The following is a 24,477-nucleotide window of genomic DNA, read 5'->3' as shown; positions in this document are numbered from 1 at the left end:
GAGATACCCCCAAAAAGGAGGCAAAGATTATAATTTTTCCGGCGGAGATACTACCAGTGTTCAAAAAAGCACAATTATATTACCCAAGTACAAAAAGCAACATTTTGTTCCGGGCGGCGGCGGAGAAGGAAGTTTGCGGGTCCATTAAGGTTTCCCGTAATTGCCGCAGGGCAATGGTCATCTGGTTTTCCACGGTTTTTACGGAAATGCCCAGCTGTTCGGCGATGGCGCCATTCTTCAGGCCTTCATACCGGCTGAGTTTGAAGATCTGCTTGCATTTGGGGGGAAGTTGTTCAATGGCTTCGTAGATACGGAACCGAAGTTCCTGTTCTTCCACGAAAGTGGATACATAACTTTCTTCCGTGCTGAGGAGGATCTGTTCATGATGGCGGCGGAGCATTTGTTCCCGCTGGAGGTGATTGAGGCAACGGTTGGCTACAGCTTTGCAGAGATAATTCTTCAGGGCGGCGGGATGTTCCAGTTCCAGTTTATTTTCCCAGATATGGAGGAAAACGTCCTGGATGATCTCTTCGGCGATGGTCTTTTCCTGCAGGTATTTACGCGCAGTGCTGTACAGGAGCGGGAAGAAGGCCTGGTAAACTTCAGCAAATGTTTTAGCATTCCGGGCCTGGAGGGCACGGAGGACCTCTTCTGTATGTAGATGGCCGTTCATCAAAAAAAACCGCTAATTTACCGGGTCTTAGCTGCCGGATCAGTGAAATGTTAAGTTAACAGGCCGTTACCCGTCACAAAAAGATAAAAATATGTAAATACTTTTTATAAATTTAAAGGTTTTAAGCGAGCCATTGAATTTTAGCAAAATCACGTCTATGAAACAGATACAGCCTAGGAGTCTTTTTGTTGCCAGTTGCCTGGCCCTGCTGGTCACGTCCCTTTCCTTTGGGATCCGTGCCGGTATACTGGGCACACTTGGCAAGGAATTTCATTTAGATGGCCAGGAATTGGCGATTATTACCGGTACTGCTTTCTGGGGTTTCCCACTGGCAGTTATTATCGGCGGGTTTATTGTGGATGCCATAGGAATGAAGAACCTCCTGGTGGCAGCATTTGTTTTACACCTGCTGGGGATCATCCTCACGGTGAGCACACCTTATTTTTCTTCCGGTTTCTGGCCGCTTTTCATTTCCACTTTATTTATCGGAATGGCGAATGGTACAGTAGAAGCAGCCTGTAACCCACTGGTTGCCACTATCTTTCCGGAAAACAAAACTACAAAGCTCAATCACTTTCATCTCTGGTTCCCCGGAGGTATTGTTATCGGCACCTTGCTGGTAACACTTTTTAACCAGATAGGCCTTAACTGGCAATGGCAGGTGGTGAGCATGATCATCCCTACACTGTTCTACGGTTATTTGTTCCTGCGTTTGGACTTCCCTGTTACAGAACGTGTAGCAGCGGGTGTTTCCAACAGCCAGATGTATCGTTCGGTGGCCAGCCCTTTATTCATCTTTATGCTGATCTGCATGTTTGGTACAGCTATTACAGAACTGTTCACTAACCAATGGATCGAGATATTGTTAAAGAATGTAACGGAACATGGCATCCTCATCCTGGCATTAACTGCAGGGGTGCAGGTTTTTGGCCGTGCAGTGGCCGGGCCTGTTGTACATAAGATCTCTCCCACGGGTGTATTGCTGGTGTCTGCTATCCTTTCCGCCATCGGATTATTCCTGATGGGCAGCGTTTCCGGTTACATGCTGATCGTGGCTGCTGTTATTTTCGGAATGGGTATTACTTATTTCTGGCCTACCATGCTTGGTTTTGTATCTGAGAACATTCCTGAATCAGGTGCATTGGGTATGAACCTGATGGGCGGAGCAGGTATGTTTGCCGTATCTATCTATACTTATTTTATGGGTGGTTTTTACGATAATATTATTAGTAAGAACTTGCCAGCCGGCGGTACATTAGATACTTTCCGTTCTGCAGTTGCAGGTACACCTGAAGCTGCAGCATTTACCCAGGCCCAGGCTGTAGCCGGTCCGGAGATCATCAATGTTACATTGATCATCCCTGTTATACTGGTGGTAGCATTCGGCGGGCTTTTCTTTTATATGAAAGGAAGGAATAAACAAACTTTACAAACAGCCTAATAAATCATATTATAATGAACAGGAAACTCAGAATGGGCATGATCGGAGGCGGAAAAGACGCCTTCATTGGAGCTATCCACCGCCTCGCGGCTAATATGGACGGACTGATTGAGCTGAAAGCGGGAGCATTGAGCATTAACCCTGAAATAGCACAGGACTCAGGGCGTTCCCTCTTCCTTGAAGAAGACCGCATCTATACTGACTTTAAAACAATGCTGGAAAAAGAAGCGGCACAGCCTGCAGATAAAAGGCTGGACTTCATTACCATCGTTACCCCCAACTTTGCACACTTTGAACCTGCTATGATGGCGTTGGACAAAGGTTTCCACGTAGTGGTAGAAAAACCTATCACCTTTACGCTGGATGAGGCAAAACAACTGAAAGCCAAAGTGGAGCAAACTGGTCTCACCCTGTTACTTACACATACTTATACAGGCTACCCAATGGTTAAACAGGCCCGTGCCATGGTGAAAAATGGTGCGCTGGGCAAGATCCGCAAAGTATGGGTGGAATATCCACAGGGCTGGCTGAGCAAACTCAGCGAAAGGGAAGGTAATGCACAGGCGGCCTGGCGTACAGATCCCAAACGTTCCGGTAAAAGCGGTTGTTTTGGCGATATCGGTACCCATGCGGCTAACCTGGCAGAGTACATTTCCGGCCAAAAAATCGATAAATTGTGTGCCGATCTGAACATTATGGTAGAAGGCCGTATGCTGGATGATGACGGTGCAGTGCTGTTACGTTTTGATGGAGGCGCAGCGGGTGTGCTGATGGCTTCACAGGTAGCAGCAGGAGAAGAGAATGCATTGAAGATCCGCGTGTATGGCGAAAAAGGCGGCCTGGAATGGGCACAGCATGAACCCAATACTTTATTGGTGAAGTGGCTGGACAAACCTACTGAGATCTATCGTGCAGGAGCGGGTAACCCTCACCTGGACAGTTTTGCCACACATAACTGCCGTACGCCGGGTGGGCATCCGGAAGGATACCTGGAAGCATTTGCGAACCTTTACCGCAACTTCTCCTTAACCCTGCAGGCTAAAATAGATGGCGTTCCGCCAACCATGGGTGCACTGGATTTCCCCAGTGTGGATGATGGTATCCGCGGTATGGCATTTATTGATATGGTGGTGAAATCATCAGCCAGCCAGGAGAAATGGACGAAGTTCGAGATCTAGGAATTGAGCAAAGTCATGTTCCTATCCGGCAAGGATCAGTTCCTTGCAGGGTATAAAAAAGGAACTTGAATTTTTTAAATCAGATAAGGAAGAGTTTATGAGAACGATCAAAGGGCCAGGCATATTTCTGGCGCAGTTCCTGGACGATAAAGCTCCCTTCAATTCGTTGGAGAGCATTTGCAAATGGTCTGCCGGCCTTGGTTTTAAAGGGGTGCAGATCCCAACCTGGGATAGCCGGGTGATTGATCTGCAAAAGGCTGCTGAAAGCAAAACGTATGCAGATGAAATAAAAGGCATCGTTCAGGCTGCAGGTATGGAGATCACAGAACTGTCCACTCACCTGCAAGGTCAGCTGGTGGCGGTACATCCTGCTTATAATGAATTGTTTGACGGTTTTGCACCGGAAGCTTTAAGGGGTAATCCCAAGGCACGTACAGAATGGGCCGTTAATCAATTGAAATATGCTGCAAAAGCCAGCCGTAATTTAGGACTGGATGCGCATGCCACTTTCAGCGGCGCATTATTGTGGCATACAGTATATCCCTGGCCACAACGCCCTGCGGGTTTAGTGGAAACAGGGTTTAAGGAACTGGCCAACCGCTGGTTGCCTATTTTGAATGAGATGGATGCCCATGGTGTAGACCTTTGTTATGAAGTACATCCCGGAGAAGACCTCCATGATGGGGCCAGTTATGAACAATTCCTGGCGGCTACCGGCAATCATCAGCGTGCTTGCCTGTTATATGATCCAAGCCATTTTGTACTGCAATGCCTCGATTATCTGTCTTATATAGATATCTACCACGAGAAAATAAAAATGTTCCATGTGAAGGATGCGGAATTTAATCCTACAGGCCGTTCCGGTGTTTACGGAGGTTACCAGGGTTGGATAGACCGTCCGGGCAGGTTCCGTTCCCTGGGAGATGGACAGGTGGATTTCAAGGCAGTGTTCAGTAAACTGACACAATACAATTATTCAGGATGGGCTGTGATGGAATGGGAATGTTGCATGAAACATCCTGAAGATGGAGCCCGTGAAGGGGCACCTTTTATTAAAGATCACATCATCCGCGTAACGGAAAAAGCGTTTGACGATTTTGCCGGAACGGGAGCAGATGAGAATTTAAACAGAAGGGTATTAGGTCTTTAAAATATATTGAGCTAAAACGATTAATAAAAACAATAAACAAGCAAAACGATGAAAAAACTCATATGGGCGCCAGCTATGATCTGCGCAGTGATGTTTGCACTGGCTGCATGTGGTGGCGGCGGTGAAGAAAAGAAAACCGAAGAGAAAAAAGAAGAAGCAACTGCACCTGCTGCAGATAATTCCATGGTAGCAAGTGTTGCCGGGAAAGGTAAAGAATTGATCGCTGGCCAGGATTGCGCTACCTGCCACAAAGAAACTGAAAAAGTGATCGGGCCTTCTTTCAAAGAAATAGCTGCAAAATATCCTGCCACAGATGCTAACATTGCTACCCTGGCAGACAAGATCATCAAAGGTGGTTCCGGCAACTGGGGCGAAATTCCAATGGCTCCCCACGCTGGTGTTCCAAAAGCAGATGCGGTGGAAATGGTGAAGTATATCCTTTCCGTTAAATAACCAGTTTACAAAAGACATTAAACCCGTTCGTTTTATGAAACGTTTTATCTCTTCCGCATTAATATTAGGTGTGCTGGCAGCTTCAACAAGCGCTCATGCACAAAGCACACCTTCGCTGAGCAAAAAAGAAAAGAAGGAAGGCTGGGTATTGCTGTTCGATGGCAAAACCACTGCAGGCTGGAAAGGCTTTAAAAAAGATGAAGCCCCCACTTCCTGGAAAATAGAAGATGGCGCGCTCTTCCTGGATACCGATGCTAAAAAAGCAGGTGCTACAGGCGGCGATATCATCACTGCCGGTGAGTACGAAAATTATGAACTGCAGATCGACTGGAAGATCTCCGAAGGAGGTAACAGCGGTATCATCTTTGGCGTACAGGACGATGCTAAATATGGTGCTACTTATTCTACCGGCCCTGAAATGCAGGTACTGGATGATGATAAACATTCGGATGGTAAGATCCATAAACACAACTCGGGTGATCTGTACGACCTGATCGCTGCTCCTGCCCGTTACACTAAACCGGTTGGACAATGGAACACAGCTAAGATCATTAAAAAAGACGGCAAGCTTACCCTGATCCTGAATGGTAAAGTAACTGCTGAAACTACCATGGGTACTGAAGAGTGGGCGAAACTGATCGCAGGCAGCAAATTCAAGACCTGGGATGGTTTCGGTAAATTCTCCAAAGGCCACATTGCGCTGCAGGACCATGGTAACAAAGTTTGGTACAAAAACATCAAGCTCCGCCAACTTTAATATATGCTGAAAAAATATTTGCTGCTATTACTGGCCCTGTTTACAATGAGTGCAGGTTATGCTTTTAAGAAAGCAAAACCACGCTTACTGGTATTCTCCAAAACAGCCGGCTTCAGACATGATGCCATTCCTGTTGGTAAACTCGCTATGCTCCAATTAGGCGCGGAGAACGGTTTTGATGTGGATACTACGGAAGATGCTTCCGTGTTCACTGCAAAGAATCTGAAAAGATACAAAGCCATTGTTTTCCTGAGCACCACAGGTAACATCCTGAATGAAGAACAGCAGGCAGCGATGGAATCCTATATCAAAAAAGGTGGCGGGTTTGTAGGTATTCATGCTGCTACGGATACGGAATACGACTGGCCATGGTACAACCAGCTGGTTGGCGCGTATTTCCTCAGTCATCCTAATCAGCAAACGGCTACTTTGAAAGTAGTGGACCGTACGCATCCTGCTACCAGACACCTGGATTCCAACTGGATCCGCAGGGATGAATGGTATAATTTCAAAAGCATTGTACCAGGCTTACATGTGCTGATCAAAATTGATGAAACTTCTTACACGGGCGGCAAAAATGGAGATGATCATCCCATGAGCTGGTACCGTGAATTTGATGGTGGCCGTACGTTTTACACGGAACTGGGGCATACCAAAGAATCCTATAAAGAAGAAGCATTTCTGAAACATGTGTTGGGTGGAATTGAGTATGTGACCGGGAAGAAGAAATGAAGATCATGATACTATATAGCTTAATAGAGACGCAATATTGCGTCTCTATTAAGTTTTAAGAATCCACGTTTACTTTACAAACGCTATAAATAATGAGACATTTTTTTATCATTTTAATCCTCGCCGTAATGGGCATTGGTGCTGTGAGTTGCAGCAAAACCCGCCCGGGTGTTCCCAAGGTGCTGGTGTTCACAAAAACAACCGGCTTCCGCCATGCCTCTATACCTGCCGGTATTAAAGCTATTCAGCAATTAGGCAAGGAGAATGGTTTTGAAGTGGATACAACGGAAAATGCAGAGCGCTTTACGGAAGACTCTCTGCAGCAATATGCAGCCGTGATCTTTCTGAATACAACAGGAGATGTGCTCAACTCCCGCCAGGAGGCTGATTTTGAAAGGTACATCCAGGCCGGTGGCGGTTATGTGGGCATCCACGCTGCTACAGATACTGAATACGACTGGCCATGGTATGGTAAACTGGCAGGCGCTTATTTTGAAAGCCATCCTCCGGGAACTGCCAAAGCCAAACTGATCATCAAGGATAAAAGTCATGCAGCTACCAAACATCTGCAGGATACCTGGGAGCATACGGACGAGTGGTATAATTTTAAAAATGTCAATAAGGAAACCAAAGTGCTGATAGCCGTGGATGAGAAATCATACACTGGTGGTAAAATGGGAGAAGATCATCCGATCAGCTGGTATCATAATTATGATGGCGGCCGCGCTTTCTATACGGAGTTAGGCCATACAGAAGAATCTTATACAGAATCTGCTTACCTGCAACACATCCTGGGCGGTATCCAGTATGCGATGGGTAAAAACCAGGTGCTGGATTATGCCAAGGCCACTACGCAACGTTTACCTGATGAAGACCGTTTCACCAAACAGGTGCTGAACAGTGGTAACTTCTTTGAACCTACAGAAATGGCCATCCTGCCTAACCTGGATATATTGGTGGTACAACGCCGTGGTGAAATATTGTTCTATAACAATACCACCAAAGCATTGTCCCAGGTAGGTTTCCTGAACGTATATCACAAAACAGATGTGCCCAAAGTAAATGCAGAAGAAGGTTTGATGGGTATTGCGGCAGATCCTGAATTTGCGAAGAACAATTACATCTATCTTTTCTATTCACCGGTAGATACTTCAGTGAACAGGCTGAGCCGTTTTGTTTTCAAGGATAATAAAGTAGTTCCTGAAAGTGAAAAAGTGATCCTGCAATTCTACTCCCAACGCAATATCTGCTGCCATACCGGTGGTTCCATTACTTTTGGCCCCGATGGTTTGCTGTACCTGTCTACAGGAGATAACACCACACCATTCGATGAACCGGACCAACCTTATGTAAGCAAAGGTTTTGGTCCGCAGGATGACAGACCCGGCCACTTACAATACGATGGCCGCAGAACTTCTTCCAACACCAACGATCTGCGCGGAAAGATCCTGCGGATCCGTTTGAAGGAAGATGGTTCTTATGAAATTCCGGAAGGCAACCTCTTCAAAGCCAGTGATAAAACAAAAGCAGAGATCTATACAATGGGTACACGTAACCCTTACCGTATCTCTGTAGACCGTAAAACCGGTTACCTGTACTGGGGTGAAGTTGGGCCTGATGCAAGTAAAGATGATTCCACCCGCGGCCCGCAAGGTTATGATGAGGTGAATCAGGCTAAGAAAGCCGGTTACTATGGATATCCTTTATTCATTGCAGACAACAAACCATACCGTGCGTTTGATTATGAAACCGGCGTATCAGGAGCTTACTTCAATCCTGAAAAACCGATCAATAATTCCCGCAACAATACAGGTTTACAGGAACTGCCTCCTGCACAGAAAGCATTCATCTGGTATCCTTACGGCAAATCTGAAGAATTCCCGCTGGTAGGAACAGGTGGCCGTAATGCAGAAGCAGGGCCGGTTTATTACTCAGAATTCTATCCAAAGGAAACACGTTTCCCGGATTACTATAATGGCAAACTCTTTATTTACGACTGGATCCGTGGTTGGATCATGGCAGTTACCATGGACAAAGATGGTAATTATGTGAAGATGGAAAGGTTCATGCCAAGTACAAAATTCAATGCGCCGATAGATATGGAAATGGGCCCTGATGGCCGTTTATATGTTTTGGAATATGGTAACGGCTGGTTCAGCAAAAATGCTGATGCTGCTTTATCCCGCATTGATTTCAATGGTGGTAACCGTGCTCCAAAAACCGGGTTATCTGTAAGTAAACTCACCGGTGGTTTACCATTCAAAGTGAAGATCACGGCAGATGGTGCAACAGACCCTGACGGCGATGAGATCTCCTTCTTATGGAATTTCGGCAACGGCAACAAGAAAGAAACAAAGGAACCGTTTGTTGAGCAAACATTCACTACAGCAGGAGAGTACCCAGTGTTTGTAGATGTAACAGACAGCAAAGGCGCTACTACCCGCAGTAAAATGATCAGTGTGTATGCCGGTAACGAAACACCGGAAGTGAATATTGATATCACGGGTAACAAGATGTTCTACTTCCCCGGCAAACCTGTACGTTATACCGTGAATGTAACAGATAAAGAAGATGGCAGTACCGCAGCCGGTAACCTGGATGCAGCCAACCTTTATGTGAAGGCATTGTACATGGAAGGACGTGATAAAGCAGGTATGCCGCAGGGGCACCAGATAGTTTCAGGTGCTATTGCAGGTAAGAACATCATGGAAACTTCTGATTGTAAAACCTGCCATAAACCGAATGAGAAATCTATCGGCCCAAGCTTTATGGAAGTGGCAGCGAAATATAAAGACGATCCTGCATCACCTGAATATCTTGCAGAGAAGATCATCAAAGGTGGCAGCGGTGTTTGGGGTGAAACAGCGATGGCTGCCCACCCTGGTATTTCCACAGGTGAGGCCAAACAGATCGTGGAGTACATTTTCTCCCTGGCTGGCGGTAACAAACAGGAACCCTCTTTACCTGCAACGGGTAGCGTATCCGCCACTGTGGGTGCTGAGCTGAAAGACCGTGGTATCTTTTACCTGATAGCCAGCTATACAGATAAAGGCGGTGCGGGCATCAGGCCTATTACTGGTACTGCAAATGTAGAACTACGCAATCCCAAGATCCAGGCAGAAAACTACAAACAGGCAGATGGTGCAGCTACTGTTGAGTTCGGTGGTATAAAAGTGCTGATCCCAACAGTGAGTTCCTGGGCTGCTTATAAAGACCTGGATCTGGCAGAGGTGAATGGCATTGAGCTGACCTATTTTGTGCAGGAAACACCACAGCATGGTTATGTGGTGGCTGCGCACCTGGATAGCCCAACCGGCCAAAAGTTAGGAGAGGTAACTATCGGGCCTGGTGCGGTGAAAGAAACTGCTACCACTGCTACGATCACTTTCCCTACCTGGACGGGCAATCAGAAACATACCCTGTACCTGGTGTTCAAAGCAGTGGATGCTGCGGAAAAAACACCGGTGGGTATAGATTTCCTCCGTTTGATAGCCAGGTAAAGCTGAGCTTATAAACAAAAAAAGGCTGCCCTGAGAGGGGCGGCCTTTTTTTGTTTATAAAAGGCTCAATATCAGCATAATAGTTGTGTTCTCCTATATCGCTCCTATAACACTGCTATAGCATTGTAGGCACATAGGTATATCGAAACGATATAGGAATGCTATAAGAGTGCTATAGGAATGCGCCTTCAGCGATATAGGGATATACAACTATAGAGCCGCTGTAAACGAAAAAAGGGCTAACAGATAAGTATATCCGTTAGCCCTTTGATAAGCTATAATAAAGTTTGGGTTACCCGATCTTCATCATCTTTTTCCTCATTTTCTTGGCTTTTTTCTGGCTGGCATGTACAAAATTCACCAGCAATACGATGATCAGGATAAAAAGACCAAAAAATTCCCGGGTATCTTCAATCCAGGGAGTGGAGGCCTTCATGGCGCCGGCAATATTTTCCGCATGGTGTTCTGTTGCCCAGTCCAGCACCCCGTCTTTCGTGAAAAAGAGGTAGATAGCGTAACCCAGGTAGGCCAGGATACCGAAGAGGTACCAGCCTTTATAATAGCTGCCGGTGGCGGCTAAACCACAGAAAACAGCCCCGTAGAGATAGATGGGCATCCAGATGTAAGGGTCCGGGTCGTTCCACTGAAGCGCGGCGAATAAGATGAACAGCACACAAAAAACAACATTGAATATTTTCATGATTGGACGAGTGAAAATTAATCAGGTAAATTGATTAAACTTACGGAAAATCCGCAATACATCCATCAGGATAGGCTTGTAAAAGTTTTTTCTGAAAAAGTCGCATTTAAGTTTGTGGTTGTTAAATTAATGTTATAATTTACAATCAATAACAGCGACAAAATCACATTCGAACCTTTGCACAGAGTAACTACACAACGGTGAATACCAGGTTATTTTTGTCTTTATAAATTCCACCATATGAATAGGGCACATGCAGAGGGCATGTGCCAATTTTAGGGTAAAATTGGAAGCCGTCTGTTTTAAACTTCTCATGCAAAATCGTTTTTCCAAAGGGAATGTTAAAATTTTGACACTTAGGGGTGAGCGATGAACGATTTTTAATCCTTATATTGCATAAAGATTCAGTTTGAAACTAACCCTTTAACAAAGATATTGGGCATTTGCCCTGAAGAATATCCTGGTTACTAATCAGGTTTTAGAATGGCGGAAGGAGAGGCACTAGTTGCCTCTCTTTTATTTTAAGCCAGGCCCCATCCCCCGAAAATTATTATTTTAGCCTCATGGGATACGCATATGAGCAGCATAAAGTCTCCTCGGACCTATATCAGACCATTCTTAACCATGCATCAGAAAAAGGGAAAAAGTGGCTGGAGGAGCGTTTGGGAGCCTGGAAAGAGCAGGGGACCCTGCAACAGTTCAATCTCGCCTTTACGGCGGCCCCCCGTTTTTTAGGACGGGATGAGATAAATACCACAGATCCAAGGCTGGAAGGATATACACTGGACCGTTTGTTCCGTTCCTGGTGGTTATTGCAGCTGCCTGTTACGGATCAGCAGCAATACGTGCAGACGATAGAGAACCTGTTCAATTCTGCTGAAATGAATGAGCAGGTGGCTTTGTACGGAGCCCTGCCTTTACTGGCATTTCCGGAAGCCTGGAAGCTGCGTACGGCAGAAGGGATCAGATCCAATATAGGTGTGGTTTTAGAAGCTATTATGCTCCATAACCCTTACCCAGCAAAGTACCTGGACGAAGCTGCCTGGAACCAGCTGGTGCTCAAGGCTTTTTTTACAGAAAAACCGGTGCATAAGATAGAAGGTCTGGATGAACGGGCAAACCCAACACTGGCAAGGATCCTGTGTGATTATGCACATGAAAGGAGAGCTGCCGGAAGAGCAGTGCATCCCATGTTATGGCGGCTGGTAGGGCCTTTCATCAATGAAACCAATTTCCCTGATATTGAAAGGACCTGGTATTCAGAACATCATGCAGAGCGGGAAGCCGCTGCCCTGGCCTGTTCTATGAGTACATACGGTCCTGCGCAGACACTGCTGGACAGTCGTTCCGATGTAAAAGCAGATATTGCAGCCGGAAAGCTGAGCTGGGAAACCGTTGCCGGTCGTGTAAATGGCTAATTAATGCTATATGCATGAGCGCTTTTTTTATTAATTTAACAACAATTGTAATTTGTAAATCATATGTGTTGTAGTGCTGAACTGACGGAAAAAGACCTGGTTCCCCAATCTATAAATCCTGCCTACCTGGAAGCCATAAAAGGCATGCGTTTTTTTGATCCGCATGTGCATATGACTTCCCGTACAACGGATGATTATCAGGCCATGGCGGATGCAGGGGTAGTTGCTTTGATAGAACCCGCATTCTGGTTAGGCCAGCCGAGGACCGGCGTGGATACTTTCCGGGATTATTATAGCAGCCTTGTTGGCTGGGAGCGTTTCCGCTCTTCGCAATTCGGGATCAAACATTATTGCACCATCGGATTGAACTCCAAAGAAGCGAATAATGAAAAACTGAGTGAGCAGGTGATGGAGATCTTACCGCTCTTCATTTATAAAGAAGGTGTGGTAGGTATCGGGGAGATAGGTTTCGATGATCAGACCGCGCTGGAAGAAAAATATTACCGTGCACAACTGCAACTGGCAAAGGATGCAGGGCTGCCGGTACAGATCCATACACCACACAGGGATAAAAAACAAGGTACACAACGCAGTATGGATATTGCGATTGAAATGGGCCTTGATCCTTACATGGTGATCGTAGATCATAATAATGAAGAAACGGTAAAAGAAGTACTGGACAGGGGTTTCTGGGCAGCCTTCACCATTTACCCTTTTACAAAAATGGGAAATGAAAGGATGGTAGAGATCGTGAAGCAATATGGAACAGAACGTATCATGGTAAATTCTGCTGCAGACTGGGGTATCAGCGATCCGCTGGCAGTGCCTAAAACAGCGGCATTGATGCTGGAACGCGGAATAGATAAAGCAGCGATAGAATTAGTCACTTACCGTAATGCCATCACGGCATTTGCACAAAGCGGCCAGATCAACGAAGCTGATTTTGAAAATGTTATTCCTGTTGACCAGAGCCTGAAATATAATGGCAGCACTGTTCTTCGGGGAGGCCAGCAACCAAGGCCCAATAAACAATCTACCATTATCCGGTAGCGCAGCCTATTGAATTACCATTGTTTTTATGAATAAACCTATCTGAAAAACGTGAACTATATCTTCAGCAAACTGATCGGCTATTTGCGACTGATGCGACCCGCGAACATACTAACAGCTATAACAGATATACTGGCAGGGATTGCTATTTCAGGATTTTTGGCAACAGGTTTAGGGGATGTGCAAGCCATCCTGCAGGTTACCTGTATGGCCATTGCTACCATTGGCCTTTATGGTGGTGGCGTAGTTTTTAACGATGTTTTTGATGCAGCGCTGGACAGGGTGGAACGTCCTGAAAGGCCCATTCCCAGCGGAATTATCTCCCGTACAGAAGCGGTGGTTTTAGGGAGTTATTTGTTATTACTGGGTGTACTGGCTGCTTTCACTGTAGGGGAATTATCCGGCTTCCTGGCTATAGGCATTGCTGTGGCGGCTTTGGTATATAATAAATGGGGCAAACATCATAACCTGCTGGGACCTGTGAACATGGGGCTTTGCAGAGGATTGAACCTGTTGCTGGGCATGAGCATTATTCCGCAGGCCCTTGAAAAGTATGGCTGGCTGGCAGCGCTGCCGGTATTGTACATTGCTGCCATTACCATGATCAGCAGGGATGAAGTACATGGCGGAAAAAAACGAACATTGATGTATGCCGCACTGGGATACGGCATTGTATATACGACCATTTTTGTGCTGGGAGGATTGAATCACAAATTCTTTGAAGTGATCCCCTTCCTGCTGGTATTTATCTGGATGATCATGCGGCCTTTACTGGCTGCCATGAAAGAACCTACCGGGCCAAATATCGGAAAGGCAGTGCGGGGCGGCATTATTGGATTAATTGCCATGAATGCTGCATGGGTGGCTGCTTTTGCTCCTTTCCCCTATGCTTTGGCCGTATTGGTGTTCCTTCCGCTCTCCTTTTTGCTCTCCAAAGCCTTTGCGGTTACCTGACCGTTAATAATAAATCTGCAAAGGATATTTGCCCTTTTTTGTACATTTAATGGTTAAAAATATTACCAGGAAAAGGAAGGGAAAGAATAGCTATGTCGTACATTCAGCAGTCATTTAGTGTTCAGTTTGAATACAAGGTCTTCTTCACTGAAAAGATCTTTGATACCGCAAATACAGATTTTGCAAACTTCCTGGAATCACGTGCAGAGAAAGGCATCCGGAAGAAGTTATTATTTATTGTAGACGATGGTGTAACCAAACATCACGATTACCTGCAGGATCAGATCACCGCTTATTTTGAAAATATAGATGGTTTTGAACTGATCCAGGATATTATAGTAGTGCCTGGTGGAGAAGCCTCCAAAAATGATCTGCAATTATTTTACTGGCTGGTGAATACACTGGACCAGCATGCTATAGACCGTCATTCCTACGTAGTGGGTATTGGCGGAGGGTCTGTACTGGACCTGGTGGGTTATGTGGCAGCCGTGAGCCATCGCGGGGTTAAACATATCCGTATCCCTACCACTGTTCTTTCCCAGAATGATTCCGGTGTAGGTGTGAAGAATGGGATCAATTATCACGGTAAGAAAAACTTCCTCGGAACATTTGCACCGCCTGCTGCCGTATTTAATGATGCGGCTTTTCTTTCCACGCTGGATGAAAGGGATTGGCGTTCAGGCATGGTAGAAGCAGTTAAAGTAGCGTTGATAAAAGATGCGGGATTTTTTGACTGGATGGAATCACATGCAGCTTTACTAACGCAGGCAGATCCTGCCAGTTTGCAATACCTGATCCGCCGTTGTGCGGAATTACATATGGCACATATCGGAGGTGCGGGCGATCCGTTTGAAAGTGGATCTTCCCGTCCTTTGGATTTTGGCCACTGGAGTGCGCACAAACTGGAACAACTCACTGATTTTGAATTGCGCCATGGGGAAGCGGTTTCTATCGGCATAGCACTCGATAGTGTGTATTCCTGGTTAACAGGAATGCTGGATGCGGATTCGCTGGACCGTATCATCAAATTACTAAAAGAGTTGCGGCTCCCTTTATACCATCCGTTGCTGGAAATTGAAGATGATCAATCTGCGATTGTTGCCGGGCTGGAAGAGTTCAGAGAACATCTTGGCGGCCAATTGACCATCTCGCTGCTTCGTGCTATCGGCAAAGGGCAGGAAGTGCATTCGATCGACCTGGCGATTTTACGCAAGGCGGTAAATATGCTGCGCGATAAATGGTGATATCCCTTATCTTAGTTTGAAGGAAAATATATAAGATCATGCAAACTCCATACGGACACCTCACGTATTGTACTAACATTCATGCAGGTGAAAACTGGGGAGAACATTTTTCTCAATTAAAAACACACATCCCTGCCGTAAAGGCCAAGGTGTCTCCTGATGCTCCATTCGGAATAGGCCTGCGGTTGAGTAACCTGGCTAGTCTTGAACTGTCCAAAGAACCAGCACTGAAAGAATTCCAGGAATGGCTGAAAGCGGAAGACTGTTACGTATTTACAATGAACGGTTTCCCTTACGGCGGATTTCATCATGAAGTGGTAAAAGACCAGGTGCATACACCGGATTGGACAACAGCGGAACGTGTGGCTTATACGATCCGGCTGTTCCGCATTCTCGCATCATTGTTGCCGGCAGGAATGGAAGGCGGTATCTCTACTTCTCCTTTATCTTACAAATACTGGCTGCGTTGCCAGGAAGAACATCAGTCGGTGATGGAAAGCGCTACACTGAACATGCTGCTGGTGGTAGAACAACTCATTAAAACACATCGCGGCGGCGGACCTTTGATGCACCTGGATGTAGAACCGGAGCCGGATGGCATGCTGGAGAATTCAAAAGAATATATCGATTGGTATTTCCAGCATCTGTTACCTGCCGGTGTGATCATGTTCAGCGATAAGTTTGGCATGACGGAGGAAGAAGCGATTGCGGCGATCAAACAACATGTGCAGCTGTGCTATGATGTTTGCCACTTTGCCGTGTCTTATGAAGATCCGCTGGTGGTATTGGAGCGTTTGCATTATTTCGGGTTGAAAACCGGGAAAGTACAGATCAGTGCGGCTTTGAAAGGTATCTTAGGAAAAGATGGCGGCAGGCAGGCTACCATTGCAGCATTTTCAGAGTTCAACGAACCGGTTTATTTACACCAGGTAATTGCCCGTACCACTGATAATAAAAAGATCCATTATCCGGATATGCCGCAGGCACTGGCAGATGCAGAGAATCCTGCAGTAGAAGAATGGCGCGCGCATTATCATGTGCCGGTGTTTGTGCAGGACTTTGGCGTGCTAACTTCCACCCGTGATGATATCAGCCGTGTTTTAGCACGGCAGGCAGCTAAACCTTTCAGTTTTCACCTGGAAGTGGAAACCTATACCTGGGAAGTACTGCCGGCTGGCTTAAAACAGGAAATGGGCACGTCTATTGCAAGAGAAATGAAGTGGGTTTTACAACAGTTAGAATTATCCTGAACCGGAGAATATTGTTATGAAAAAAACGGTGGTTATTGATGTAGTTGGATTGTCTTCTTCATTAATTGGAGCACATACACCATTTCTGGCAGCATATGCCAAAAAACATCATCATACTTCTATTTTCCCCATGTTGCCTGCAGTGACCACTGCTGTTCAATCTACTTACGTAACCGGTGAATGGCCCAGTGAGCATGGAATTGTAGGGAATGGCTGGTACGACAGGGAAGATTCAGAGGTGAAATTCTGGAAACAATCCAATAAACTGGTACATGGTGAAAAGGTCTGGGAGCGTGCAAGACAATTACATCCTGGTTTTACCTGTTCCAAAATGTTCTGGTGGTACAACATGTATTCCAGTGCAGACTTCTCCGTAACACCCCGTCCGCAATATTTATCAGATGGCCGTAAGATGCCGGATTGTTATTCGCATCCTGCTTCACTGCGCGATGAGCTGCAAAAGGAACTGGGGCAGTTTCCGCTTTTCCAGTTCTGGGGGCCGGGAGCGAATATCCGCTCTACACAATGGATCGCAGATGCATCCATACTCACAGATAAATGGCATGATCCAAATCTTACGCTGATCTATTTACCGCATCTTGATTATTGTTTACAGAAATACGGGCATAACTACACGAAGATAACACCTGAACTACAGGCTATAGATAAAGTATGCCAGCAACTGGTGACCTATTATGAAAGCAAAGGTTGCGAGATCATCCTTTTATCAGAATATGGTATCACGGATGTAGACCATCCTATTCACCTGAACCGTCTTTTCAGGGAACATGGTTTACTGGCTATCCGGGAAGAAAGAGGGCTGGAACTGCTGGATGCAGGGGCGTCCAAAGCATTTGTGGTAGCAGATCATCAGATAGCACATGTATATGTGAACGATCCTTCCTGTTATAAAAAAGTACGGGAACTGGTAGAGAACGTACCGGGTGTTGAACTGGTGTTGGACAGGGAGGGAAAACGTAAATATCATCTGCATCATGAACGTAGCGGAGAATTTGTGCTGGTGGCAGATGCTAAAAGCTGGTTCACTTATTATTACTGGCAGGATGATGCGAAAGCACCTGATTTTGCCCGTATTGTAGATATACACCGTAAGCCGGGATACGATCCCGTGGAAATGTTCCTGAACCCTGCTGATCCTTTTGTGAAGATGAAAGTGATCGGGAAAGTATTAAGGAAGAAATTAGGATTCCGTTACCTGATGAATGTGATCCCGCTGGATGCCACGCTCATCAAAGGTTCCCATGGAAGAATAACGGCGGATGCAAAAGACCATCCGGTACTGATCAGTACACAGCCCGTTAAAGCAGGTGTGATAGCCACTGATGTTCACGATATTATTTTGCAGCATTTGGGATTGCTGTAAAATAAGGACATCCCGAAGAGTCGGGATGTCGGTTGAAAAACAGTGAACAATGAAATAGTCGCTGACTATTTCAGAATCTTTATCTTAACACTGCGGTAGCTCACGTTGTTACCGTGATCCTGCAGGAGGATATGTCCTTTTGGTGCTACCCCGAAGTCGGGGTATTTTTCATACTTGCTGCGGGCAACAAGTGCTTTGTAAATATTATCTCCTCTCACGTAGCTGACTACTTTATGGCCATTCAGCCAATGTTCCACGCGGTTATCAGGATACACTACCACACGGCCATGATTCCATTCGCCGATCTTTTTGTGGGAATTACCAAATTTGTAAGCCGGGATCAGGTCATATAAAGAACCTAATTTACGATTGCCGGCAGCGCCCAGTTTAGCATCCGGATGTTTGTCGTCATCCAGCACCTGGTATTCCAGGCCTATTGCAGAACCGGCGTTCTTTTCTGATTCCGTTACAAAATATTTCACACCGCTGTTAGCACCTTCTGTGAGTTTGAAATCAAACTCCAGGTCAAAAGCAGCAAATTCTTCATCCGTAACAATATCTCCGCCATTGGTAGATTCCTTTCCATCTGAAGACAATACGCTCAGGGTACCATCTTTTATTTCCCAGCCTTTTGCAGGGAAAGCAGGTTTGTAAGCGCCTCTCCAGCCTTTGGTGGTAGAACCGTCCCACAGTAAACGGATGCCCTGGCGTTTCTCCTGTTCTGAAAGAGTGTTCGGAATATTATTCACCACATACACATCGTCATAGGGAGAATATTGAGAGGCTGCAGGGTTTTCGATAATGCGGATGTTCTTCCAGCGGATCGTTTTACCTACATCTTCCTGTTTTTTGCCGATACCGTGTACCTGTAGAGCAATGAAGCCTGAAGGTAATTCCGGATCAATTACGTGTGCGGCAGGAACACCATTGATAAAGGTGCGTATTTCAGAACCGCGGCATTCGATACGGTATTTATTCCAGGTGTTTGCTTTATAGGCTTTTTGTGCAACCGGGTTGAGATCCAGGGGATATAACCAGCCACGGCGGCCTTCTTCATATACTCCACCACTCCAACGGCGTTCAGAAGGATCAACTTCCATCTGGTATCCAAAAACCCGGCCATTCTGATAATCAGATTTACTCTGACTGCGGAACTGGATGCCGGAATTAAAATCCTTATCCAGTTTATATTCCACTTCAAAAATAAAATCACCATAATCCTTTTCTGTTGCCAGGAATGAATTTGGTTCAGCGATCACGGTGGTGCCGATGATCTCTCCGTTTTTAACTTCATAAGTAGCTTTGCCATTCAGCTGTTTCCAGCCTTTCAGGTCTTTGCCGTTAAAGAGGTTCTGCCATTTGCCATTCTGCGCGAAAGAGGCTGACATCCATAGTAATCCGCAACCTAACAGGATATACTTTTTCATGGAATTTTTTGTTTGTATCAGAAAAGCTGCCGAATGCAATCCGGGCCTTTGCATTGACGCTTTTAGTTATTTAATCTGACCGATTTGCGCACGGTACCCGAAACGTGGCTCCAAAGACATAAGAAGAAGCCCTGGACAGCGGCCAAGATAGAAAATTCCCAACAATATTTGCAATCGAATGCAAGAATCTTATTTTCGGGCAGTTTCGTCAAAAAAGTGTCAGTACCGGCGAATGTTCATCTAAAATTCATTGGTATAAGCGCTCTTTGCATGATTTCCGGCACCAAGATAATAGAAATCTTATTATTTACACCTTAAAATACTGACCAGAATCAGGAGAAATATCTCCGGCGGAATTTCTGATTTATACCCTCATTACTTACCTTTGCAGCCGAAAATGGGGGGATATTGTTCTCCTATATAAATCTTTTAAAATATATGTCTGGACAGCTTAAAGAAGTTCGTAACCGTATTAAATCCATCCAGTCTACCCAGCAGATCACTAAAGCCATGAAAATGGTGAGTGCTGCCAAGTTGCGCCGCGCGCAGGATGCCATTCTTCAAATGCGTCCTTATGCCGTAAAGCTGCAGGAAATGCTCCAGAACATTGTGAGCAGTTCTGAAGGGGATATTGATCTGGCACTGGCGGCTAACCGCCAGGTAGAAAAAGTACTGCTGGTGGCTATTACATCAGACAGGGGATTGTGCGGGGCTTACAACTCCAACGTTATTAAGCTGACCAAACAGGCTATCCGTGAAAAATATGCCACCCAGTATGCCAAAGGCCAGGTAGAGATCCTGCCGATCGGTAAAAAGGCCTGGGAGCATTTTACCAAGAATGGCTATAAAGTGAACGATAAGTACTGGCAATTGTTCTCCCACCTCACTTTTGAGAATGTGAAAGCAGCTGCGGCCGTAGCGATGGAAGGTTTCATCAGCGGAGAGTACGATGCGGTGGACATTATTTACAGCGAATTCAAGAATGCCGCTACCCAGCGGTTCAAAATAGAGCAGTTCCTGCCTATCGCCAAAGTGGAAACAGTGGAAGGCGCCAGCACCCAGAAAGCGGATTATATCTTTGAACCTGAGAAAGATACACTGATCGCTGAGCTGATGCCAAAGATCCTGAACACCCAGTTCTTTAAAGCGGTACTGGATGGTCACGCTTCTGAACATGGTGCCCGGATGACGGCCATGGATAAAGCCACTGAAAATGCCGGCGAACTCTTACGGAGCCTGAAGATTGAATACAACCGTGCCCGCCAGGCAGCCATTACCACAGAGCTGACAGAGATTGTGAGTGGTGCAGCCGCTTTGATGGGTTGATCTTATACACAAGTAATCAACAGCATAATATTTATATTTCTGAAAAAATGTCAAAGGTCTTATTTTCGGCCTTTGACATTTTTGTTTCAATTATACAGCCATGGAAATTTCTCAGCTCATTCCGCATGTAGAAGCATTGATCTTTGCCGCAGACAGGCCTTTACCGGCCGCAGACATCCTGGAGCTGCTTAACAATGCCCTGGCGTTTCTGGAAGACCGCGCCACGCAGGAACAGGTAGATGGGGCTATTGAGGCCATCCAGGAGAAATACAACTCTGAATTCTATGCATTCTGTGTACGGGAGAGTGGTGGCGGGTTTCAGTTCCTGACAAAGAAAGATTATTACCAGACGGTAGCGCAGCTGAACGGGGAGAAATTCCTCAAACGTTTGTCTACTGCCGCCCTGGAGACACTGGCGATCATTGCCTATAAACAACCTATCTCCAAAGGGGAGATTGAACATATCCGCGGGGTGAGTACGGATTATTCCATCACTAAATTGCTGGAGAAAGAACTGATCGTGATCTCCGGGCGTAGTGAGGATCTACCCGGGAAACCACTGTTGTATTCTACTTCCAAGGCGTTCATGGATTATTTCGGCCTGAATTCCCCGAAGGACCTGCCGCAGCTGAAGGAGTTGTTCGAAGAAGATTTTGTGGCGCCTACGCAGCTGAGCATTGAAGGTGGTGAGGAATTGACGGTGGATGAAGAGGAACTGCTGGATGAAAATGGACAGTTGATCGTTTTAGAGAATGGAGAGTTGACGGAGACTACTACGGTGATGATGGAAGATGATTTTACCGGGGAAGTTTCGGAAGAAGGTGCTGCTGATGAACTGGATCGTTCTTCTGTGATAGAAGGGGAAGTGGAAACGGAGGAAGAGGAATTTGGTGCTGAGGTGGTTGCTTCAGAAGAGGCTTCGGGTGAAGAGGAGGAAAGCGAAGAAGAGGAAACTGAAGAGAAAGAAAGTGAAGAAGAAAAAGATAATGAGGATACTCCTGTGATGGAGGCATCTTCTAACGAGGAAGAAGGAGAAGAGGTTGAGTCTGAGGAAGAGGCTGATGATGAAGAAAGTGAGGACGAGGAAGAGGAAAGTGATGAGGAAGAAGAGGAGGATGAAGACGAAGAAGACGATGAGGAAGATGATGATGAGGAGGAGGAAGAAGATGAAGACGAGGACGATGAAGACGAAGACGAAGAAGATGATGAAGATGGTGATGATGAAGACGAGGATGAGGATGAGGAAGATGACGAGGACGATGACGATGAGGATGACGATGAGGATGACGAAGATGATGATGACGAAGACGATGAGGAAAAAGAAGATGACGAAGAAGCAGAGATCGAAGGCGCAGATGACAGATTGAATAACGAGGAAGATAATGAAGAACCTGGCGAGGATGATAAAAAGTAAACTTTATTTTCCACGGGGTATCTGGGTCACTTTATATCTGGAATTAGCATTGTCACTGGAAGAGGCTTACGATCTAAAGCATAAAAAAAGGGTCCTGATGCAATATCAGGACCCTTTGTACTTTTACCCAATAAACACTTAATAACATCTCACTGCAAAAACAGCAGCAGGCACATTCTCTGAAGGATGTTGCACTTCAATTACCAACTTCCCGGTAGTAACAGGCTGTGCCAGTTTTATCTTATTATAAGTCTGATAATTATTTGTTTGCTCCGCTAATACATTCCCCGCTTCATCTCTGATCTTATATTTCTGCACACAGAAAGGCATGGCCGACTCAGGGTGAGACATCAACACAGATTCCATCGGATGATCATAATCCGTATCAAAGAAGAGATCTATTTCGCTGATGGTCTTAGCTTCGTTCCAACTGATCGTTAACTGAGGCTGCGCATCATTCCAGTCCGCCACCCAGGCATTGGGCTGTGTAGTAGGCCTATCCACTCCATTACGGATATTAGCTGCCTGGAACACACTCAGGCCTTCAGGATATTGCAGATCAATATTATGCCCTTCCGGCCTGCGTTGCGGGCACCAGAACTCAAAGGCATCCATCCCGATATCTTCCGGCGGTGTTTGTTTGCCGTAATTGGATACTGCTTTGTTGATGGTGTTGAATACAGAAAGGATACCGGATACCCTTTTTTCAGAGAAGTGTAATTCAACCAGTGGATTTTTAAGGAAGGTAATGAATGCATAGGCGTTCTCTTCCATCACTGCATCAAATTGCAGTTGCATGCAATTCCTGCCGGGTTGTACAGCTAAAGTTTGTGAAGCCACTGTTACATCCGGCGTATGATTACCTGCTTTGCTACTCACGCGCAGCTCTACAGTTAACTCCGTTGCTTCATTAGCATCCGCATGAAAAACGAAAGGCGCAATCTTTCCTTTTTGCAGGGGCAGCATTTGCGCAGAAGAGATGGTCAGCGCTTTACGAACAGGCGTGCCGGGGAATTTGCTGAACACCAATTCGCTGGAAGCTTTAATGCTGGCTGATTGTACAAGGTCTTCTTTATCTGCGAGCTGTAAACCCGGAACGTATTGTCCTGTTTTTAAGAGGCGTTGTTGTAATGCCGGGATATGTCCTTTAGTGAAGATCTCCGCTGGTAAAATGTGCTGCTCTTTGCAAAGCGCTGCAGCAACAGCAACGGCTTGTGTAACATATGCCGCAGTGGCCATCACACGGGTGGAGCCAAAAGCTACGTGAGAGGCACTGATAATGCGGCCGCCCAGGAACAGGTTGGTAATGTTTTTACTATAGAGGCAGCGGTAAGGGACCTGGTAAATACCTTTACTATGCCACTGATTACAGCCTGGTTTCTCACTGAACACGCCATCTGCAGGATGGAGGTCAATAGACCATCCGCCGAAGGCTACAGCATCTTCATGTACACGTTGTTCTACTATATCCTGCTGGCGCATCATGTAATCACCTTCAAAACGGCGGCTTTCCCTTTTGCCGGGGATCATGCCTACCCATTCCAAGGTGAGGTTTTCTGCTTCAGGGAAGTTACCGGAGTTTTTAATGTAGTTCCATACGCCGTACACTACTTTCCACAATTCCCATTTGATGTTTTCTGTATCATGTACGGTATCCAACCTGCCGCCATATTCTATCCACCAGAGTTTGCAGCCAAATTCCTTAGCATTAAAAGATTTGAACTTAGGGATCTGTGTAATATCTGTTAAGGCAAATGCAGGCGGAACGTAGGTAACGGGTTTGCCCGTGTCTTTACTGTAGAAATACAGGCTATGACCTAACAGTTCGCCATATTCTTTGGTAGGTGCGAATTTCTCTCCAAATTCCTCCGTGGTTTCAGCACCCATACGAAAAGCGGCACCGGATAAGAAGCCAACTATACCATCACCGGAGGCATCACAGAACAGAGGAGCAGATAAAATGTATTCTGTCTGGTTCTGGCTGCAGAATGCTTTTACGGAGCTGATGGTGTTGGCATCTTTTTTATCCACTTCATACACGGTGGTGTTCAGTAAGAGGGTGATGTTCTGTTCACGGGTCACTTTATCCAGCAACACGGAATCAAAGATCACGGGGTTACCTTCCGGATTGCGCCAGGTGTTCTCTACCAGCAGTTCATCCACAATACCTCCTTCTCTTGCCCAGCGGTTATTGTTACCCATGTGTGAGGTAGCACCCAGGATCCATAACCTTACTTCGCTGCTGGAGTTTCCTCCAAGCACAGGCCTGTCCTGCACGAGCACAACTTTTAATCCCTGCCTTGCGGCTGTAATGGCACCACAAACACCAGAAAGCCCGCCGCCTATGATCACCAGGTCAACATTTATTTTTTTTCCGGGGAAGGACCGCTTATCGGTTGCTTCAGACTGTATCATTCTATTTAGTT

At 45.9% G+C, this 24,477-nt stretch carries 19 protein-coding genes; 15 read left to right on the top strand and 4 right to left on the bottom strand.

Translation table 11 applies throughout. The features are described 5' to 3' along the window. Nucleotides 1-79: 79 nt before the first annotated feature. Entirely contained in the window at nt 80-673 is a 594-nt protein-coding gene (locus AAHN97_RS20975) for an RNA polymerase sigma-70 factor (RefSeq protein WP_343304046.1), read from the bottom strand. A 157-nt stretch (nt 674-830) separates the two neighbouring features. Between AAHN97_RS20975 and AAHN97_RS20970 the strand changes: the two genes are divergently transcribed. From AAHN97_RS20970 to AAHN97_RS20940, 7 genes are all read left to right on the top strand, one after another. Further along, nucleotides 831-2,114, top strand: a complete 1,284-nt coding sequence (locus tag AAHN97_RS20970; protein ID WP_343304045.1) for an MFS transporter — start codon at nt 831-833, stop codon at nt 2,112-2,114. A 14-nt stretch (nt 2,115-2,128) separates the two neighbouring features. Continuing rightward, nucleotides 2,129-3,292: a Gfo/Idh/MocA family protein gene (locus tag AAHN97_RS20965; protein WP_343304044.1), complete on the top strand. Its 1,164-nt coding sequence runs from the start codon at nt 2,129-2,131 to the stop codon at nt 3,290-3,292. A 97-nt stretch (nt 3,293-3,389) separates the two neighbouring features. Next, nucleotides 3,390-4,442: a sugar phosphate isomerase/epimerase family protein gene (locus AAHN97_RS20960; protein WP_343304043.1), complete on the top strand. Its 1,053-nt coding sequence runs from the start codon at nt 3,390-3,392 to the stop codon at nt 4,440-4,442. Between the two features lie 48 nt (nt 4,443-4,490). Continuing rightward, nucleotides 4,491-4,895 carry a c-type cytochrome gene (locus tag AAHN97_RS20955; RefSeq protein WP_343304042.1) on the top strand — a complete coding sequence of 135 codons (405 nt, stop codon included), beginning with the start codon at nt 4,491-4,493 and terminating at the stop codon, nt 4,893-4,895. Between the two features lie 34 nt (nt 4,896-4,929). Next, entirely contained in the window at nt 4,930-5,652 is a 723-nt protein-coding gene (locus AAHN97_RS20950; protein WP_343304041.1) for a 3-keto-disaccharide hydrolase, read from the top strand. 3 nt (nt 5,653-5,655) lie between these two features. Next, nucleotides 5,656-6,384 carry a ThuA domain-containing protein gene (locus AAHN97_RS20945; protein ID WP_343304040.1) on the top strand — a complete coding sequence of 243 codons (729 nt, stop codon included), beginning with the start codon at nt 5,656-5,658 and terminating at the stop codon, nt 6,382-6,384. A 92-nt stretch (nt 6,385-6,476) separates the two neighbouring features. Beyond that, nucleotides 6,477-9,884 (top strand): ThuA domain-containing protein, encoded by a 3,408-nt coding sequence (locus AAHN97_RS20940; protein WP_343304039.1) that lies wholly within the window; start codon nt 6,477-6,479, stop codon nt 9,882-9,884. A gap of 292 nt (nt 9,885-10,176) precedes the next feature. On the opposite strand, the gene AAHN97_RS20935 is transcribed toward AAHN97_RS20940, so the two are convergent. Next, nucleotides 10,177-10,584: a transmembrane 220 family protein gene (locus tag AAHN97_RS20935; protein ID WP_074242334.1), complete on the bottom strand. Its 408-nt coding sequence runs from the start codon at nt 10,582-10,584 to the stop codon at nt 10,177-10,179. A 563-nt stretch (nt 10,585-11,147) separates the two neighbouring features. Between AAHN97_RS20935 and AAHN97_RS20930 the strand changes: the two genes are divergently transcribed. The 6 genes from AAHN97_RS20930 to AAHN97_RS20905 all read left to right on the top strand — a co-directional run bounded on the left by AAHN97_RS20930 (nt 11,148) and on the right by AAHN97_RS20905 (nt 17,884). Further along, entirely contained in the window at nt 11,148-12,002 is an 855-nt protein-coding gene (locus tag AAHN97_RS20930; protein WP_343304037.1) for an EboA domain-containing protein, read from the top strand. Nucleotides 12,003-12,065: 63 nt separating this feature from the next. Then, nucleotides 12,066-13,052, top strand: coding sequence for a TatD family hydrolase (locus AAHN97_RS20925; RefSeq protein WP_074242336.1), 987 nt, complete (start codon nt 12,066-12,068; stop codon nt 13,050-13,052). A 51-nt stretch (nt 13,053-13,103) separates the two neighbouring features. Further along, nucleotides 13,104-14,006 carry a UbiA-like protein EboC gene (gene eboC / locus AAHN97_RS20920; RefSeq protein WP_343304036.1) on the top strand — a complete coding sequence of 301 codons (903 nt, stop codon included), beginning with the start codon at nt 13,104-13,106 and terminating at the stop codon, nt 14,004-14,006. 92 nt (nt 14,007-14,098) lie between these two features. Then, a complete protein-coding gene (locus tag AAHN97_RS20915) occupies nt 14,099-15,250 on the top strand; it encodes a 3-dehydroquinate synthase (protein WP_343304035.1) in 1,152 nt (383 codons plus the stop codon). A gap of 38 nt (nt 15,251-15,288) precedes the next feature. After that, nucleotides 15,289-16,500 (top strand): metabolite traffic protein EboE, encoded by a 1,212-nt coding sequence (eboE, locus tag AAHN97_RS20910; protein ID WP_343304034.1) that lies wholly within the window; start codon nt 15,289-15,291, stop codon nt 16,498-16,500. A 16-nt stretch (nt 16,501-16,516) separates the two neighbouring features. After that, complete coding sequence (locus AAHN97_RS20905) at nt 16,517-17,884, top strand: alkaline phosphatase family protein (protein ID WP_343304033.1); 1,368 nt, start codon at nt 16,517-16,519, stop codon at nt 17,882-17,884. Nucleotides 17,885-17,949: 65 nt separating this feature from the next. Here the strand turns inward: AAHN97_RS20905 and AAHN97_RS20900 are convergent, their stop codons facing one another. Beyond that, on the bottom strand, nt 17,950-19,311 hold the full coding sequence (locus AAHN97_RS20900) for a 3-keto-disaccharide hydrolase (protein ID WP_343304032.1): 1,362 nt from the start codon (nt 19,309-19,311) through the stop codon (nt 17,950-17,952). A gap of 438 nt (nt 19,312-19,749) precedes the next feature. Between AAHN97_RS20900 and atpG the strand changes: the two genes are divergently transcribed. Continuing rightward, entirely contained in the window at nt 19,750-20,637 is an 888-nt protein-coding gene (gene atpG, locus AAHN97_RS20895) for an ATP synthase F1 subunit gamma (RefSeq protein ID WP_343304031.1), read from the top strand. Nucleotides 20,638-20,737: 100 nt separating this feature from the next. Then, on the top strand, nt 20,738-22,051 hold the full coding sequence (scpB, locus tag AAHN97_RS20890) for an SMC-Scp complex subunit ScpB (protein WP_343304030.1): 1,314 nt from the start codon (nt 20,738-20,740) through the stop codon (nt 22,049-22,051). Nucleotides 22,052-22,189: 138 nt separating this feature from the next. Here the strand turns inward: scpB and AAHN97_RS20885 are convergent, their stop codons facing one another. Beyond that, nucleotides 22,190-24,466 (bottom strand): FAD-dependent oxidoreductase, encoded by a 2,277-nt coding sequence (locus AAHN97_RS20885; RefSeq protein ID WP_343304029.1) that lies wholly within the window; start codon nt 24,464-24,466, stop codon nt 22,190-22,192. Nucleotides 24,467-24,477: the final 11 nt, after the last annotated feature.

The organism is Chitinophaga niabensis (assembly GCF_039545795.1).
GTDB lineage: Bacteria > Bacteroidota > Bacteroidia > Chitinophagales > Chitinophagaceae > Chitinophaga > Chitinophaga niabensis_B.
Note: the sequence above shows the minus strand (reverse complement) of the source record. Positions and strands in the feature narration are given on the sequence as shown.

Coding starts and splice junctions, on each gene's coding strand:
- AAHN97_RS20975 (WP_343304046.1), bottom strand. CDS start 673: ATGAACGGCCATCTACATACAGAAGAGGTCCTCCGTGCCCTCCAGGCC.
- AAHN97_RS20970 (WP_343304045.1), top strand. CDS start 831: ATGAAACAGATACAGCCTAGGAGTCTTTTTGTTGCCAGTTGCCTGGCC.
- AAHN97_RS20965 (WP_343304044.1), top strand. CDS start 2,129: ATGAACAGGAAACTCAGAATGGGCATGATCGGAGGCGGAAAAGACGCC.
- AAHN97_RS20960 (WP_343304043.1), top strand. CDS start 3,390: ATGAGAACGATCAAAGGGCCAGGCATATTTCTGGCGCAGTTCCTGGAC.
- AAHN97_RS20955 (WP_343304042.1), top strand. CDS start 4,491: ATGAAAAAACTCATATGGGCGCCAGCTATGATCTGCGCAGTGATGTTT.
- AAHN97_RS20950 (WP_343304041.1), top strand. CDS start 4,930: ATGAAACGTTTTATCTCTTCCGCATTAATATTAGGTGTGCTGGCAGCT.
- AAHN97_RS20945 (WP_343304040.1), top strand. CDS start 5,656: ATGCTGAAAAAATATTTGCTGCTATTACTGGCCCTGTTTACAATGAGT.
- AAHN97_RS20940 (WP_343304039.1), top strand. CDS start 6,477: ATGAGACATTTTTTTATCATTTTAATCCTCGCCGTAATGGGCATTGGT.
- AAHN97_RS20935 (WP_074242334.1), bottom strand. CDS start 10,584: ATGAAAATATTCAATGTTGTTTTTTGTGTGCTGTTCATCTTATTCGCC.
- AAHN97_RS20930 (WP_343304037.1), top strand. CDS start 11,148: ATGGGATACGCATATGAGCAGCATAAAGTCTCCTCGGACCTATATCAG.
- AAHN97_RS20925 (WP_074242336.1), top strand. CDS start 12,066: ATGTGTTGTAGTGCTGAACTGACGGAAAAAGACCTGGTTCCCCAATCT.
- AAHN97_RS20915 (WP_343304035.1), top strand. CDS start 14,099: ATGTCGTACATTCAGCAGTCATTTAGTGTTCAGTTTGAATACAAGGTC.
- eboE (WP_343304034.1), top strand. CDS start 15,289: ATGCAAACTCCATACGGACACCTCACGTATTGTACTAACATTCATGCA.
- AAHN97_RS20905 (WP_343304033.1), top strand. CDS start 16,517: ATGAAAAAAACGGTGGTTATTGATGTAGTTGGATTGTCTTCTTCATTA.
- AAHN97_RS20900 (WP_343304032.1), bottom strand. CDS start 19,311: ATGAAAAAGTATATCCTGTTAGGTTGCGGATTACTATGGATGTCAGCC.
- atpG (WP_343304031.1), top strand. CDS start 19,750: ATGTCTGGACAGCTTAAAGAAGTTCGTAACCGTATTAAATCCATCCAG.
- scpB (WP_343304030.1), top strand. CDS start 20,738: ATGGAAATTTCTCAGCTCATTCCGCATGTAGAAGCATTGATCTTTGCC.
- AAHN97_RS20885 (WP_343304029.1), bottom strand. CDS start 24,466: ATGATACAGTCTGAAGCAACCGATAAGCGGTCCTTCCCCGGAAAAAAA.